At 41.6% G+C, this 16,027-nt stretch carries 15 protein-coding genes; 4 read left to right on the forward strand and 11 right to left on the reverse strand.

Going from position 1 to position 16,027, the window contains the following annotated elements; all coding sequences use genetic code 11:
* Window positions 1-72: 72 nt before the first annotated feature.
* The 11 genes from rplI to dnaA form a co-directional block, all read right to left on the reverse strand.
* A complete protein-coding gene (gene rplI / locus FGL90_RS04650) occupies window positions 73-525 on the reverse strand; it encodes a 50S ribosomal protein L9 (RefSeq protein ID WP_010619029.1) in 453 nt (150 codons plus the stop codon).
* A gap of 89 nt (window positions 526-614) precedes the next feature.
* Window positions 615-2,639, reverse strand: coding sequence for a DHH family phosphoesterase (locus tag FGL90_RS04655; RefSeq protein ID WP_147657111.1), 2,025 nt, complete (start codon window positions 2,637-2,639; stop codon window positions 615-617).
* A 132-nt stretch (window positions 2,640-2,771) separates the two neighbouring features.
* A complete protein-coding gene (rpsR, locus tag FGL90_RS04660; protein WP_010619027.1) occupies window positions 2,772-3,011 on the reverse strand; it encodes a 30S ribosomal protein S18 in 240 nt (79 codons plus the stop codon).
* A 40-nt stretch (window positions 3,012-3,051) separates the two neighbouring features.
* A complete protein-coding gene (gene ssb, locus FGL90_RS04665) occupies window positions 3,052-3,600 on the reverse strand; it encodes a single-stranded DNA-binding protein (protein ID WP_010619026.1) in 549 nt (182 codons plus the stop codon).
* Between the two features lie 48 nt (window positions 3,601-3,648).
* Window positions 3,649-3,945: a 30S ribosomal protein S6 gene (rpsF, locus tag FGL90_RS04670; RefSeq protein ID WP_010619025.1), complete on the reverse strand. Its 297-nt coding sequence runs from the start codon at window positions 3,943-3,945 to the stop codon at window positions 3,649-3,651.
* 236 nt (window positions 3,946-4,181) lie between these two features.
* Window positions 4,182-6,635 (reverse strand): DNA gyrase subunit A, encoded by a 2,454-nt coding sequence (gyrA, locus tag FGL90_RS04675; RefSeq protein ID WP_404814664.1) that lies wholly within the window; start codon window positions 6,633-6,635, stop codon window positions 4,182-4,184.
* A gap of 108 nt (window positions 6,636-6,743) precedes the next feature.
* Window positions 6,744-8,690, reverse strand: a complete 1,947-nt coding sequence (gyrB, locus tag FGL90_RS04680; protein WP_010619023.1) for a DNA topoisomerase (ATP-hydrolyzing) subunit B — start codon at window positions 8,688-8,690, stop codon at window positions 6,744-6,746.
* Window positions 8,691-8,706: 16 nt separating this feature from the next.
* Window positions 8,707-9,843 carry a DNA replication/repair protein RecF gene (gene recF, locus FGL90_RS04685; RefSeq protein WP_147657115.1) on the reverse strand — a complete coding sequence of 379 codons (1,137 nt, stop codon included), beginning with the start codon at window positions 9,841-9,843 and terminating at the stop codon, window positions 8,707-8,709.
* Window positions 9,844-9,851: 8 nt separating this feature from the next.
* Window positions 9,852-10,070, reverse strand: a complete 219-nt coding sequence (yaaA, locus tag FGL90_RS04690; RefSeq protein WP_010619021.1) for a S4 domain-containing protein YaaA — start codon at window positions 10,068-10,070, stop codon at window positions 9,852-9,854.
* Between the two features lie 266 nt (window positions 10,071-10,336).
* On the reverse strand, window positions 10,337-11,476 hold the full coding sequence (gene dnaN / locus FGL90_RS04695) for a DNA polymerase III subunit beta (protein WP_147657117.1): 1,140 nt from the start codon (window positions 11,474-11,476) through the stop codon (window positions 10,337-10,339).
* Window positions 11,477-11,755: 279 nt separating this feature from the next.
* A complete protein-coding gene (dnaA, locus tag FGL90_RS04700; RefSeq protein WP_010619019.1) occupies window positions 11,756-13,096 on the reverse strand; it encodes a chromosomal replication initiator protein DnaA in 1,341 nt (446 codons plus the stop codon).
* 492 nt (window positions 13,097-13,588) lie between these two features.
* On the opposite strand from dnaA, the gene rpmH reads away from it, so the two are divergent.
* The 4 genes from rpmH to jag all read left to right on the forward strand — a co-directional run bounded on the left by rpmH (window position 13,589) and on the right by jag (window position 15,880).
* Window positions 13,589-13,723 (forward strand): 50S ribosomal protein L34, encoded by a 135-nt coding sequence (gene rpmH, locus FGL90_RS04705; protein ID WP_010619018.1) that lies wholly within the window; start codon window positions 13,589-13,591, stop codon window positions 13,721-13,723.
* A 91-nt stretch (window positions 13,724-13,814) separates the two neighbouring features.
* Window positions 13,815-14,177 carry a ribonuclease P protein component gene (rnpA, locus tag FGL90_RS04710; protein WP_010619017.1) on the forward strand — a complete coding sequence of 121 codons (363 nt, stop codon included), beginning with the start codon at window positions 13,815-13,817 and terminating at the stop codon, window positions 14,175-14,177.
* Window positions 14,174-15,007, forward strand: coding sequence for a YidC/Oxa1 family membrane protein insertase (locus FGL90_RS04715; RefSeq protein ID WP_147657119.1), 834 nt, complete (start codon window positions 14,174-14,176; stop codon window positions 15,005-15,007). The genes rnpA and FGL90_RS04715 overlap by 4 nt, the downstream gene beginning before the upstream one ends.
* Before the next feature lie 153 nt (window positions 15,008-15,160).
* Window positions 15,161-15,880, forward strand: coding sequence for an RNA-binding cell elongation regulator Jag/EloR (gene jag / locus FGL90_RS04720; protein ID WP_010619015.1), 720 nt, complete (start codon window positions 15,161-15,163; stop codon window positions 15,878-15,880).
* Window positions 15,881-16,027 lie beyond the last annotated feature (147 nt).

The following is a 16,027-nucleotide window of genomic DNA, read 5'->3' on the forward strand; positions in this document are numbered from 1 at the left end:
TTCTCCTAAATCTAAACGACAAAAATCTCAAAACCAGCGATTGATTTTGAGATTCTTCATCAAAGGACCAGCTTATTTTTCAGAAACGTGTACCCGAATTTTTGCGGTCACATTTTGGTGAAGCTTAACTGGTACATTCGTATATCCCATTGCGCGAATTGGTTCGTTTAATTCAATCTTGCGCTTGTCTAGCTTTAAGCCAAATTGTTGGTTGAGTGCCTGCGCAATTTGCTTACTAGGAATTGAGCCAAACAATCGGCCATCAGTTCCGGCCTTTGCTTTTAGCTCAACAACCGTCTTATCACTTTCAAGCCGTTTTTGTAGCTCTTTAGCTTCCTCAAGCTGCTCTTCTTCGTGCTTAACTTCGGCCTTTTGTTGACCTTCAAGTTGACTCATTGCGGATTTAGTAGCGGATTTCGCCTTACCATTTTTAATTAAAAAGTTTTGGGCGTACCCATCCGGAACATCCTTAATTTCGCCGCGTTTTCCTTTGCCACGAACATCCTGTAGAAAGATTACTTTCACAGTGATCCACTCCTTCTTAATCATCTACGCCGACCGTTCTCGGCTCTGTTTAAAACTTTATCATATAATTGAACGTTGTGACACTAAAATTATTCAGCATCGGAATCAGTTTCGGTTTCGTCATCCTCAGTTAAAATATCGATTAATCCCTGTTTAACTTCAGCAACCGTTTTATCTTCAATTTGGGTTGCCCCACTGGACAGGTGACCACCACCACCCATTTTTTCCATAATCAATTGAACGTTGTAGTCACCAAGACTTCGGGCTGAAACGCCCACTCGACCGTCGTCACGCTTTGTGATGACAAACGAGGCATCGACACCCGTCATTGATAGGAGGCTGTCTGCGGCCTGAGCAGCGGTCACTGAATCATAAATTTGATCCTCTTCACCCGCAATAATTGCTTTATCTTTATCGATAAATTCAACCATTTCAATCAAATGATTCCGTTGTAGGTAACTGTCCACGTTTTCCTTCATCAGTTCTTGCATTTGAACGGAATCTGCTCCCGCAGACCTCAAGTAACTCGCTGCGTCAAAGGTTCGGGTTCCTGTTCGTAGTGAGAAGGATTTAGTATCAATAAAGATCCCAGTCAACATGGCAGTTGCTTCAATTTTGTTAATTGGTTCTTCTTCTTGAGACTGGTACTCAAACATTTCAGTAATCAGTTCACAAGTTGATGACGCATAAGGTTCGATATAAACCAAAATTGGATTCTCGGGGAATTGTTCTCCTCGACGATGATGGTCAATGATCATCACCCGGTTTTCTAGCTTATTATAGAGCTCTGGTGCGATTGAAAGGGATGTCTTGGAATGATCCACCATGATCAGCAGACTTTGCTTAGTCGCCTTTTCTACGGCCTCTTCTGGTGTGATGATTGAATCAGTAATTTCAGGATATTCTTTCAAGGCTTCCAGCAACCGTTTAATATCAGAATGGACGTTTTCTTGATCAAGAACAATCCAGCAATCCTTGTTATTCATTTTGGCAATTCGCCTAATCCCTAGACAGGCCCCAACGGAATCCATGTCTGGGTGCAAATGTCCCTGAACAAAAACTTGATCAGACTCATTCATGAGCTCTTGCAGTGCTTGCGAAATCATCCGCGCACGAACCCGCGTCCGCTTCTCCATTGGGTTCGTCTTTCCGCCATAAAAGCGGGCTTCTTCATCCTGAGGCTTAACAACCACCTGGTCACCACCTCGACCAAGTGCCAAATCAAGGTTACTTTGTGCCTGGTCAGCCAATCGATTTAGATTTAAATCATCATAGGCAATCCCAATACTTAAGGTCAACGGGAAGTTTTGTTTAGACGTGCTTTCCCGAATAATGTCCAGAATCTTAAACTTGTCCTCTTCAATTGCCTTTAGCGTCTTCGAATAGGTCAACAAGAAGAAATGATCATCATCAAGTTGCTTGATGTACATCCCAAAGTCTTGTGCCCACCGCGATAATTCATTGGTTACATAGTTACGTAAATTTGAAATTTCTTGGTCAGTCATTGACTGAGTGATTTCATCATAGTTATCCAAAAAAATCTGTCCTAGCGCTAACTTTTCATCGTTATAGAGCTGTGCAATGTTTTCATAGTGGGTAATGTCCATGATGTAGGCAACGCCCAATTCTCGTTGAACCACTAGAGAAATCTTATAGTCTCCCCACGAAACAGTCGAGTTTGCGCCATCTTCGGCATGGTCACTAATTAATTTTGCCAGTGACTCATCCACGTCCTCAATTTTTTTACCCAGCACGATTTGATCACCAAAGTAATTTTGTAAGTAGGGATTTACCCACTCGATTTCATCGTTTTTGCTGAAAATAACGATTCCAACGGGCATTTCAATCAATGCTTCTTGTTCACCATGTTTAATTCGATAAGATAAATCTGATATATAACGATTGGTATCTTTTCCAATTTCACTCATTGTGTTAAAGGAGAATATTAACCCCAATAAGACGGCGAACACACCGATAACCCCTAAAATCCAACTGTAAATAAAGGCGAGCCAAAGACCCACCAGCGACAAGACGCCAATGAAAATGGTAATTCCTCGTAATCGTTCATTCCGTAAGAACTCTGGTAAATTATCCCAAGAAAATATTCTTTTCATATTTACTCCTCTTATGTTTCAATGGTAGCTTTATTTTAGCACATTCACACCGTTCAAAAAAGCAAGCGGAGAAGTCCCTCTAAAGGCCAAAAAAGAGGTTAAAGCTTTTCAGCTTTAACCTCTTAATATTGACTAGCCTTCTTCTGAAACGAAAGGCATTAAGCCCATGATTCTTGAACGCTTGATAGCAATCGTTAAACGACGTTGGTTCTTGGCACTAGTACCAGTAACACGACGTGGTAAAATCTTGCCTCGTTCTGAAACGAAACGTTCTAGTAAGTTAGTATCTTTGTAATCGATGTATTCGATATGATTTGCGGCGATGAAGTCAACCTTACGGCGACGACGGCCACCTCTTCTTTGTTGAGCCATGTGTTTTCCCTCCTTGATTAACCAAGATCAAATCTTGATCTTAGAATGGTAAATCATCATCAGAGATATCAATTGATTGTCCATTATTTGCAAATGGATCATTTTGGTTGCTGTTATCAGCTGATGGGGCACTGTTGTTGGTATTGTTACCAGCAGCAGGTGCTGACCCACCTTGATTAGGCGTGCCAAATGGATTGGTATCTCCTTGAGGAGCATTATTATCACTAGGAGCACTGAAATTGTTGTTACCACCCGCATTATTTGAAGCCGAACGTGGCTCTAATAGTGCAAAGTTTTCAACAACAACCTCAGTCACGTAAACTCTTGTACCTTGTTGATTTTCGTAATTTCGAGTCTGAATGCGACCTTCAATACCAACTAACGACCCTTTGTGGGTGAAGTTGGTGAAGTTCTCAGCAGACTTTCTCCAAATAACACAGTTGATAAAGTCCGCTTCACGTTCGTTGCTTTGATTGGTAAATTGCCGATCAACAGCCAACGTAAAGTTTCCTACTGCTGCACCACTTGGTGTGTAACGTAAATCAACATCTCTTGTCAAGCGTCCCGTAAGTACTGCTCGGTTGATCATAACTGTTTGCTCCCCTCATTAATTATTGATAATTGAATTATCGGTAAATTAAGCTTCGCGCTTAACGATCATGTGACGAAGAATATCATCATTGATCTTTGAAAGACGGTCAAATTCGTTCAATGCTTCTGCATTAGCAGTTGTTAAGTTAACGATATGGTAAACACCTTCGTTATAGCCACCAATTTCATAAGCAAGACGACGCTTTTGCCAATCTTTTGAATCAATTACGCTAGCATCGTTGTCAGTCAAGATCTTGTCGAAACGTTCTACTAAGGCAGTCTTAGCAGCGTCATCAAGGTCAGGACGAATGATGTAGGTAATTTCATATTTAGTAGTTTCCATGAAAATTACACCTCCTTATGGACTTCAGACCCATCCTCTTGAGATTTAGATGAGTAAGGAGAGTTACCGTCAAATTGACGGCACTCACAGATAAATAGTATATCATGATAAAAATCAAAGTGCAATACGGGACGTTGCAAGAGATGTTATTTGCGTTACTCCCTTAATTACGAAATTGACTAGCTGACTGTATTAAAAAAGATTAGAACATTTTTCGTTCTAATCTTTTTTTGAAATTATTCGTCTTCTGAATCTGATTTTGGCGTCTCCGCTGTCTCATCTTCATCGGTTGGTTGTTCATCAGCTGGCGCTTCTTTTTCAACGACAGCCATCGTTGCAACCTTTGTATCCTCATCAATTCGAATCAAGTGAACTCCGAGTGTTGCTCGTCCCGTCTCCGAAACCTTCTCGACACCGAATCGAATCATGACGCCTTTATTCGTCACAAGCATAATATCTTCATCACCTGAGACAGTTGCAAGTCCTGTCAACGGTCCGTTCTTTTCGGAAACGTTAACGGTCTTGATTCCCTTACCGCCACGACCCTTAATTGGGTAGGCATTTGCAGGGGTTTGTTTACCAAATCCTTTTTCGGAAATGACAAACACTTTACTATCTGGTTGAAGAATATCAGCACCGATAACGTAATCGTCATCACGCAGACGAATTCCTCGTACTCCGGCAGCTGAACGTCCCATTGAACGCACATCACCAGACTTGAAGCTAACGGCATATCCCAAATGAGTTCCGATAATCATGTTATCGCTATCGGTAATGATGGCGACGTTCATCAGCTCATCATTTTCTTTAAGGGTGATTGCCTTTAGTCCATTACTCCGAATATTGGTGAATTCGTCAACTGGCGTCCGTTTAACAGTTCCGTGAACGGTTGTGAAGAACAGATAGCGCTGTTCATCCCCGCCGCCAGAAATATTAATCACGGCTTGCACTTGCTCACCAGTATTAATACCCAGCAGGTTAATCACTGGAATTCCCTTTGCGGAACGACCGTATTCAGGAATTTCGTAACCCTTCATTCGGTAAACTTTTCCAGCATTCGTGAAGAATAACAGAACGTCATGGGTTGAGGCAGAAACAAGGTGCTCGATAAAGTCATCGTTATGCACGCCCATTCCTTGAACCCCACGGCCACCACGGTTCTGCGCTTTAAACTCTGAAGTTGGTAGGCGTTTGATGTACCCGGTATGGGTCAACGTGATAATTACGTCTTCCTCAGCGATTAGATCTTCATCTTCAAGACTCAAGACTTCGCCAACCATCAATTCTGTCCGACGTTTGTCACCAAATTTGGATTGAACATCTAATAATTCTTGATAAATGATTTCGTTAACCCGATCACGACTAGCCAAAATTTCTTTATAACCAGCAATGTCTGATATCAAACCGTTATATTCTTTTTCAACCTTATCCCGTTCCAAACCAGTTAATCGAACAAGACGCATGTCCAAGATTGCTTGGGCTTGCTTATCAGTTAACTTGTACTCGTTCATTAACCGATCCTTGGCAACTTCACCAGTTTGAGAATTACGGATGATGCTAATAATGGCATCAATATGGTCTAGCGCAATCTTCAATCCTTCAAGGATATGTGCTCTAGCCTCAGCCTTCTTCAATTCAAAAGCAGTCCGTCGCTTAATAACTTCAACTTGATGTTCAAGATAGTAAACAAGAATTTCCTTCAAACTGAGAATCTTTGGGGCACCTTTAACAATTGCCAACATGTTGAAGCTAAAGGATGTTTGCATCATGGTCATTTTGTATAGGTTATTCAAAATAACTTCAGCACTTGCATCACGACGAACATCAATGACAATCCGCATTCCTTCACGATCAGATTCATCGTTTATATCAGTAATGCCCTCAATTCGCTTCTCACGAGCTAACTCAGCAATTCGCTCAATTAGCTTGGCCTTGTTGACCATGTATGGAATTTCAGTTGCAATAATCCGCTGTTTGCCGTTCTTTTGCTCTTCAATTTCGACCTTAGCACGGACGATAATTGATCCACGACCAGTTTCATAAGCTTTCCGAATCCCAGATTTTCCCATGACAACGCCACCAGTTGGGAAATCAGGCCCTGGAACAGCCTCCATCAAATCGGCAGTTGTTGCATCAGGATTATCCATCAAAATATGAATCGCGCTGATAACCTCTGATAAGTTATGAGGGGGAATGTTTGTTGCCATCCCAACCGCAATTCCTGACGCACCGTTCACTAATAAGTTAGGGAAACGAGCAGGAAGCACAGAAGGTTCGCGTTCAGTTCCATCGTAGTTATCTTGGTAATCGATTGTATCTTTGTTGATATCGCGCAACATTTCCATCGCGATTTTGCTTAAACGCGTTTCGGTATAACGCATCGCCGCAGCACCGTCACCATCGACAGAACCAAAGTTTCCGTGACCATCAACAAGCATATACCGATAACTAAAGTCCTGCGCCATTCGAACCATTGACTCGTAAACGGCAGTATCTCCATGGGGATGATACTTACCTAAAACGTCACCAACAACTCTGGCAGACTTTTTGTAGGGTTTATCAGGTGTCACACCCAGTTCGTTCATATCGTACAAAATCCGTCGGTGAACGGGTTTCAATCCATCTCGGACATCCGGCAGGGCACGCGCAACGATAACACTCATTGCGTAATCCAAAAATGACGTTCTCATTGTTTTGGATAAATCAACGTCCTCTATCCGCCGGCTTGGTAATTCTTCATCAGCCAAATTTGCAACCTCCAGTCTTAATTCAAATCCAACTCAATTTAGGTTGGTTACTTAGATGTCCAAGTTTTGAACAAATTTTGCATTTTCTTCGATAAATTTACGTCGTGGCTCAACTTTGTCACCCATCAGCATGCTCAATACTTGATCTGCCTGAATGGCATCTTCAGAATCAACTCTAAGGAGACGGCGATTTTCTGGATCCATTGTCGTTTCCCAAAGTTGTTCAGCATCCATTTCACCAAGACCTTTGTATCGTTGAATTGCAGGCTTTGGTGATGGTGGCAATTGTCCCAAGACTTCTTGTAATTCTTCATCTGAATCAATATAACGCTGCATCTTTCCTTGTCGAATTCGGTACAGCGGTGGCTGTGCAATATACACGTAGCCAGCCTCAACAAGTGGCCGCATGTAGCGATAGAACAGGGTCAATAGCAAGGTTCGAATATGAGCCCCATCGACATCGGCATCGGTCATGATGATTAGCTTATGATAATTTGCCTTTGAAACATCAAATTCATCACCAAACCCGGTTCCCATAGCTGTAAACAGTGATCGAATTTCTTCGTTAGCCAAAATTCGATCCATGCTAGCTTTTTCAACGTTCAGAATTTTTCCACGAATCGGTAAAATTGCTTGCGTCAAACGGGAACGTCCTTGTTTGGCTGAACCACCGGCAGAATCACCCTCGACGATAAATAGTTCAGAAATTGCGGGATCTTTACTTGAGTTGTTTGCCAACTTACCAGGTAAATTACTAATTTCAAGACCACTCTTTTTACGAGTCACTTCACGAGCTCGTTTAGCGGCAACTCGGGCTTTTGAAGCCAAAGAACCCTTATCAACGATAATTTTACCGACAGTAGGATTTTCCATCAAATAGTCCATCAAGTACTCACTGAATAAGTGATCCGTAACGGTTCTAGCATCTGAATTTCCAAGTTTTGTCTTAGTTTGACCCTCAAATTGAGGATCTGGATGCTTGATTGACAGGACAGCTGTCATCCCTTCACGCACATCTTCACCGGTTAAATTATCTTCGTTTTCTTTTAACAATCCCTTTTTGTGGGCGTAATCATTAACAACTCGAGTTAGAGCCCGCTTGAATCCTTCTTCATGGGTCCCACCTTCATAGGTGTGAATGTTATTCGTAAAAGTCAGCAGGTTTGAATGAAAATCATCCGTATACTGCATCGCAACTTCGACCGTAATCCCCTTTTCCTTACCCTCAACGTAAACGGGTTCTGGGAAAAGCGTGGTTTTATTTTTGTTTAAATATTCAACGTAATGCCTTAAACCGCCCTCATATAGAAAATCTTGTTCGGTTGGCTCTTCCGGGCGTTCATCCCGAATCGTGATTTGTAGTCCCTTATTCAGAAAGGCAAGTTCACGAATACGGGTTGTTAACGTATTAATGTCAAAAGTCGTCGTTTCACGGAAAATATCTGGATCCGGAACAAAATGAACCGTCGTCCCATGAATATTTTCTGCTAGGCCTTCATCAATGACCTTCATTTCGGTATGAACGTGCCCATAAGCAAAGTCCATATAGTAACGCTTACCATCACGAACGACTTTAACGTCTAATTCAGTCGACAACGCATTAACAACTGATGCACCAACACCATGAAGACCACCAGAAACCTTGTATCCGCCGCCGCCAAACTTACCGCCAGCATGCAGAATCGTGAAAACAGTTTCCAAAGCTGGTCGACCAGTTTTTTCTTGTAACCCAACTGGAATTCCACGCCCGTTATCCATCACGGTAATGCTGTTATCTTTTTCAACAGTCACGTGGATTTCGTTTGCAAATCCGGCTAAGGCTTCATCGATACCATTATCAATAATTTCCCAAACGAGGTGGTGAAGTCCTTGAGAACTCGTTGAGCCAATATACATACCAGGTCGCTTACGAACAGCCTCTAGACCTTCTAGTACTTGGATTTGACTGGCATCATATTCTGCTGCACGCTCTTTTTTTGTTTCTTTTTCGTCTGCCAAATGCGTTGCCCCCTTATTAATTTGACGTTTCATCCGTTTTTTCTTCGACTAATTTGCCCGTTTCAATGTAAAATACCTTTGGATCATGAATTAGCTGTCTGGCGATGCCGCTTAAGCTAGTGGTTGTCAAAAAGGTTTGCACCTTATCTTGAATCGCCGTTAGCAAATGCGTCTGACGATTGTCATCTAATTCTGAAAGAACATCGTCCAGCAGCAAAACCGGATATTCCCCAGTTTCAGCCTTCATCAAATCGATTTCGGCCAATTTCACGCTGAGTGCTGCTGTTCGCTGTTGCCCCTGAGAGCCATAGGTTGAAACATTCTTGTCATTCACAAAGAATTGCAGGTCATCACGATGTGGTCCGAACAACGTTGTTCGCTGAAAAAGCTCTTTTTCACGCTTCTCCTCAAATAACTTCTTTAATCCCTCATAGATTGTATCCGTGGAAACTAACTGTTCTTTTTCAAGTGGTGTTATGTACCTAAACGTTAACCGTTCGCTTCCCTGTGAAATTTCTTGATGAACCTCCGCTGCCCAGTGTTCCAACTCTTTTAGCAGTTTCAACCGTTCCCAAATAATTTCAGCCCCATATGCTGCCAATTGATCAGACAGCACGTCTAGAAATACTAAATCGGATTCTTTGTGGCTGCGCAACTCCTTTAAATAGCGGTTTCGCTGCTTCAAAATCGTCCGATATTGTGACAAATTATAAAGATAGCGAGAATTCATCTGGCCAAATTCCATATCAATAAAACGACGCCGAACCTGTGGCGACCCCTTAACTAAGGATAAGTCCTCGGGTGCGAACAGGATGACGTTTAGTTGACCAATATACTGTGATAATTTTGCTTGTTCCAAATGATTAATCTTAGCCCGTTTGCCGGACTTTCCTAAATCAATTTCAAGTGGCACTGAGGTGGTCTGCTTTTGAACTCGTCCAACAACCTGAGCTGCTTCGGCATCCCAGCTGATGAGTTCGCGATCACTATTAGTCCGGTGGCTACGCGTTAGCGCCAAAAAATAGATTGCCTCCAATAGGTTCGTTTTACCCTGAGCGTTTTCACCCAGTAGAATATTAATCCCATTTTTAAAGGTGACATCTATTGCCTCATAGTTTCGAAAATGATGTAAACTCATGTTCTTTAAATACATGTTTCACCCTACTTTGAATGAATCGTAAATGATCCAACATCAGGTACAGCAACCGTATCGCCTTCGTAAAGCTTCTTACCCCGACGATCATCGCGCTCACCGTTCACTAAAACATCATTGTCATGCAAAAACCATTTTGCTTGACCGCCCGAACTAATGACTGCTTCCGCCTTGAGTAACTGTCCTAATGTTATATAGGGTGTATCAATGGTAACGTCTTTTTTCATCTTTCCACCCACCTTTTCACATACGAATATTATACCCTTTATCAGACCGATTGTACAGTTTACGACACCATACAACGCTCTCTGCGCATTTTTATGAAATTTAAGGTTCTGAATATCAAACTGTCTAAAATTCCTGAGAACGAAAAATAACGGCTTTAAAATTAAAATTAGGTATTTTTCAACTTTTCAGCTGGAAAATTTGAAACCACACAAAAAGCCACCAAGAAATAAAATTTCTGGTGGCTTTTCACGATTATTTTCGTCGGTTAGAACGTTCTAACTGGCGTAATCAATTGAATGAAGTTTTCATCATCCTCAGTTGGAACTAAGGTAAATGGTCGTAACGCTGAGGTAAACGAAACTTTAATGGTTGATTGACCAAATGAATGAAGGGCGTCCTTCATGTAATCTGGGTTGAATGAAATTTCTAGTTCCGAACCTTCCACAGTGTTAGGAACTAATGCTTCTTCAACTTTACCAACATCGGGTGAGTTGCCGTAAATCACAACTGACTTTTCGCTAGGCTTAATGATTAATTTGATGACGTTATTGCGCGATTCATGTGAAAGAAGGGATGCTCGCTCAATTGCAGCAAGCAAAGCGGGTGCTTCGAATTCAAGTGTCGTCTCCGCTTCTTTAGGGATGAGTCGGGATGTATCAGGGTAAGTTCCTTCTAACAAACGTGTGTAGAAAGAGGTTTCTCCCAAGATGAATAGGGCCTGATTTTCAGAAAGGCGCATTTCAACTTGATCGTATTCGTCACCAATCATTCGGGAGAGTTCAACTAAACTCTTACCAGGAATAATAACATCATACTTAGAAGTCGATCCCGTTTGTAAGTTAACTTTTCGTTGGCTTAATCGATGACTATCGGTAGCAACCGCCAAGAATTGATTTTCATCCAAGACAAAATGGACCCCAGTTAAGATTGGCCGGCTTTCTTGATTAGAAACGGCAATAACCGTTTGACTGATTAATTCGCGGAAAACCGCACCATCTAATTTGATGGCATCAGTTGTATCAATTTCAGGTAGGTGAGGATAGTTGTTGGCATCTAGCCCATTAACATTAAAGGATGCAGAACCAGAAGTAATCTCAGTTTGAAATCCTTCAGTTACTTCTAATTGGAATGTTTCTTCTGGTAGTCGTTTGATGATTTCACTAAAGAATCGGGCAGGTAACACAATGGCACCCGTACTTGCGATTGCTAATGCGTTATCTTCATCGCTCGCAGAAATGGTCGTTTCAATTGAAATATCAGCATTAGATCCAGTAAGTGTCAGACCGTTATCTGTGGCAACTAGTTTTAGTCCCGTTAATATTGGAATCGTTGTTTTTGATGAAATGGCGCGTTGGACGTTTGATAATTCCTTGATGAAAACTGAACGGCGAATTGAAAATTTCATAATAAGTGTGTCACTCCTTAGGGATGTATTTATATTAATTAATAAAAAGATAGTAGTCGTAGTAGGGCAGTTGATACGGTGGATAACTATGTAGAAGTGAGCCCCACCGTGAAAATTGGCCTGTGCATAACTTGTGGATAACTTTACAAAAAAATTACATTTATCCACAACCGCGAGAATTAGCAAATAAAGTTACTATTCCCATGATAGCCTAAAATACGAAAAAAAAGCAGTCATTAATCCCAAATTTTTAATTTAGGATAAGTGATTGCCTTTTTACTATCTTTTAAGTTCATTTTTTAAGTCAGAAATCTCGTTTTGAAGATTGGTATCATTTTTAAGAGATTCAGTGATTTTTTCGTAAGCATGGATAACGGTTGTGTGATCCTTACCGCCAAACTCAGTCCCAATTTTAGGAAGCGAATTGTCAGTCAGTTCCCGGCAAAGGTACATGGCAATCTGCCTCGGCATCACGATTGATTTCATTCGTTTCTTTCCTTTAAGGTCGGCAAGTGAGACGTGATAGTAGCTTGCAACGGCATTTTGAATAGACAGAATGGTAATCTCAGCGTGAGAGTTTCCAAGATTGAGACTCTTTAACGATTTAGCGACTAGATCCGTTGAAATAGGGGTGTTTTTGAGTTTGGAATAAGCGTGAACTCGTGCCAAAGCACCCTCTAATTCACGAACGTTGGAGTCAATTTGACCAGCGATGTAGCTCAGTGTGTCATCTGGGATATCAATATGATCAGCGTTGGCTTTATTTCGTAAAATGGCGATTCTAGTTTCCAAATCAGGAGGCGTAATATCAACGGATAATCCCCATGCAAATCGGGAAACTAACCGATCTTGCAGCTTTGGAATTTCCCGTGGTAGCCGGTCAGAAGTCAATACAATCTGTTTGCCATCATCATATAGGGAGTTAAAGGTATGGAAAAATTCCTCCTGAGTTCCCTCTTTATCAGCAAAAAATTGAATATCATCGACTAATAAGAGGTCGGCATTTCGATATTCTTGACGGAATTGTTCCTGTGTCTTGGTTTGAATAGCGTTAATAAAGTCATTGGTGAATGCCTCACTGGTCACGTATTTAACGCGAGTGTTGGGTCTATCGAGCATCATTTTGTTACCAATGGCGTGCATCAAGTGGGTCTTGCCCAAACCAACACCACCATAAAAGAAGAGTGGATTATACATTGCACCAGGTTCTTCTGAAACAACTAACGCAGCGGCGTGAGCCATTTGATTTCCTTTACCAATAACAAAGGTATCAAACGTATACTTGGGATTTAGTTTCGTTTCCTTCATAAATGTCGGAACATTCTCATTAGCGTTATCGCTGGTTGTTTTGCGAGTAGCAGTTTCAACTGGATCTATGTCGACAACAAAATCTGGCTGAATATCCTCATGGGTTGCTTGGTAGGCAAATTCAACCAGCTCCTGTGTCAGATTACTTTCCCAATAATCTTTATGTAGGGCAGACGGCAGCTTGATCGTTAGCTGATGATTAATTAATGAAATAGGTTGAGCGCTCGCAATCCAGGTCGAATAAGTGACGGGTGTCGAGACTTTTCGAAAACTTTCGGCGATTGCTCCCCATACTGTTTGAAGATCAAGCAATTTTTTTTCCTCCTCCTATGTGAAATAGTAAATTCAGTTTAGCATGAAGTTTTAGAGTTTTCCACAGGTAAACGAACCTGTTCATAAATGTTTCACAGGCTGTCGAAAAGTTTTCCACAGGGCTGTTGATAAGTCAGAAGTTTTTCAATAATCTTCAAGTTATCCACAGAACGTTGTGTAAAAGGAAGTGCATAGCAACAAGTGTTTCACGAGTTATCCACAGTATTAACAAGGTGAGGAGGCTCTTTTTCCAGTGCCTGTGAATTGGGGGATGAGCCTGTGAGTTTCCAGTGGATAATAATAAAGATATGCACAAGTTATCCACAGGCTCTGTGCATGAAACAAAATTTAAAAATTAAAAAATCACAGAGAAATCTAAATTAGCCCTTTGAAGTTTGGCTATAATATGATATTATATTCAGGAAATGCATTTAGGAAATCTATGATGTAAATAAATCAGCTCAAAAAGCTAGTTAAGTAGGAGGTGTCCTTATGAAGAGAACTTACCAACCAAAGCGTCGTCATCGTGCACGTGTTCACGGCTTCCGCAAGCGTATGAGTACCAGCAACGGTCGTAACGTATTAGCTCGTAGACGCCAAAGAGGCAGAAAAGTATTATCTGCATAAGGCCACTGACCGTTCAGTGGTCTTTTCTTTTTCACTGAATTTGGTCGGGCCTTTTTGTATCAGATGATTCGACACATTTTGGAGATGTATCATGCGAAAATCATACCGTGTAAAAAAAGAAGCGGAGTTTCAAAAGGTTTTTGAAACGCGTAACTCGGTCGCAAACCGCCAATTTGTTATCTATACTATGGATAAAAAAGATCAGCCCCATTTTCGGGTTGGAATTTCAGTTGGCAAAAAGATTGGGAATGCGGTTCACCGTAACTGGGTCAAGAGAAGAATTCGACAGACACTGTTAGAATTGAAACCAGATTTAAAGCAAGATGTCGATTTTTTGGTAATTGCTCGTCCTAGGGCTGACCAGTTATCAATGGAAGAAACTAAACATCACTTGATCCACGTATTGAAGTTAGCAAAGCTACTTGACTCTAATTATAGTGAGGAAAAACAGTGAAAAAATATAGACGTATCCTATTGATGCTGGGACTCGTTGGATTAGTTCTCCTGCTATCCGCTTGTAGTAATAATCCAATCACAAGTAATAGTACGGGAATTTGGGACGGTTTAATTGTCCTAAACTTCTCGCGAGCTATTATCTGGTTGTCTCATCTATTTAACGGTAGTTATGGATTGGGAATCATCGTCTTTACTATTTTGGTCCGAATCGTCATCTTACCTTTGATGATCTTCCAGACGCGAAGTATGCGAAGAACCCAAGAAGTCCAACCACAACTTAAAGCATTACAAAAGAAATACTCTTCTCGTGACACGGAAACAATGCAGAAACTTCGAGAAGAACAACAAAAATTATATTCTGAGGCTGGTGTGAATCCAGTTGCGGGGTGCTTACCATTGATTGTGCAATTGCCAATTATTTGGGCGCTGTATCAAGCTATCTGGCGGACTGAGGTTTTAAGAACAGGTTCATTCCTGTGGTTAAAACTCGGTGACAAAGATCCTTATTTTGTCCTTCCAATCTTGGCTGCAGTATTTACCTTCTTCAGTTCGTGGCTTTCAATGAAGTCACAACCAGAAAGTAGCGGAATGACGACGATGATGACGGTCGGAATGCCGGTCGTTATCTTCTTCACCGCCTTAAATGTTCCTTCAGCCCTTTCACTTTACTGGGTCATCACCAACGCCTTCCAAGCTGGACAGACGTTGACGATTCAAAACCCATGGAAGATTAAGAAGGAACGGGATCAGAAGCAACAAGAACAGTTGGATCATGAACGAACTGTTAAAAAGGCGATGAAACGAGCTCGAAAGAGTCGTCGTAAATAATCGTTTAGAAAATTCGAAAGCTAAGACAAAGTAACTTTTGTCCTAGCTTTTTATTTTTTGTCCAATTAAGCCGCTATTCATGCGTTTAATATGATAAAATCGAATCTGGAAATCATTGATAAAAGAGTTATCGAGCAATTAGGAGGAAATTTCATGACGGTTTTTAAAGGCGCAACGGTTGAGACAGCAATTGAGGCTGGCCTTTCAACTATGCAGCTAGATCGTGAGCACGCAGACATTTCAATCGAGGTTCAGCCTCGGCACGGATTCTTGGGAATTGGCAAACGACAGGCGGAAGTAAGCATCATCAAGCGGGCACCTAAAAAAGTCGTTGATGATAAGCCAGTTAAACAGGCTGTTAAAAAGCAGCCGAAACGAATGAAAGTAGCCACCCAAAAGCCACAGCATAAATCTGAGTCAAATGAGCAGGCAATTGATGAGTTAGAGGGTTACTTGTTGGACATTGTCTCTCAACTCGGAGTGGATGCCACCACAGAAGTAGACCTGCAGCAGCGCAAGGTGACGGTTCGATTTACGACCGAAGCGGAAGGTCTCTTAATTGGGAAGCACGGACGGACAATTAACGCACTACAAAGCCTGGCACAGATTTTCTTGAACCATAAGGGTGCAGCGCATTTAGACGCGGAATTGGACGTTGCTGGTTACCGTGAGCGACGAGCTGAGACGCTTATCCGACTTGCTGATAATATGGCTCGCGAAGTCGTTGCGACGGGCAAGCCCGTGTATTTAGACCCAATGCCTTCATTTGAACGCAAACAAATTCATTCAACACTTGGACAAAACCACCACGTTATTACATATTCAGCTGGCAAAGAGCCACGGCGCTCAGTTGTCATTGCCCCAAAATTGTAAACCGAACAGCTGGGTTTTAATTGACAAAGTAGCGAATCCATTTTATATTAGAAGCAATCATTCTTATCTTAAAAGATAAAGTAGTCAAAGTGCTTTATCCATGCTATTAGGTGGCATGGAGTGGGCACTTTTTTTGTGCAGTCATGA

It is taken from the genome of Secundilactobacillus malefermentans (genome assembly GCF_008033155.1).
In the GTDB taxonomy this organism is placed as follows: Bacteria; Bacillota; Bacilli; order Lactobacillales; family Lactobacillaceae; genus Secundilactobacillus; species Secundilactobacillus malefermentans.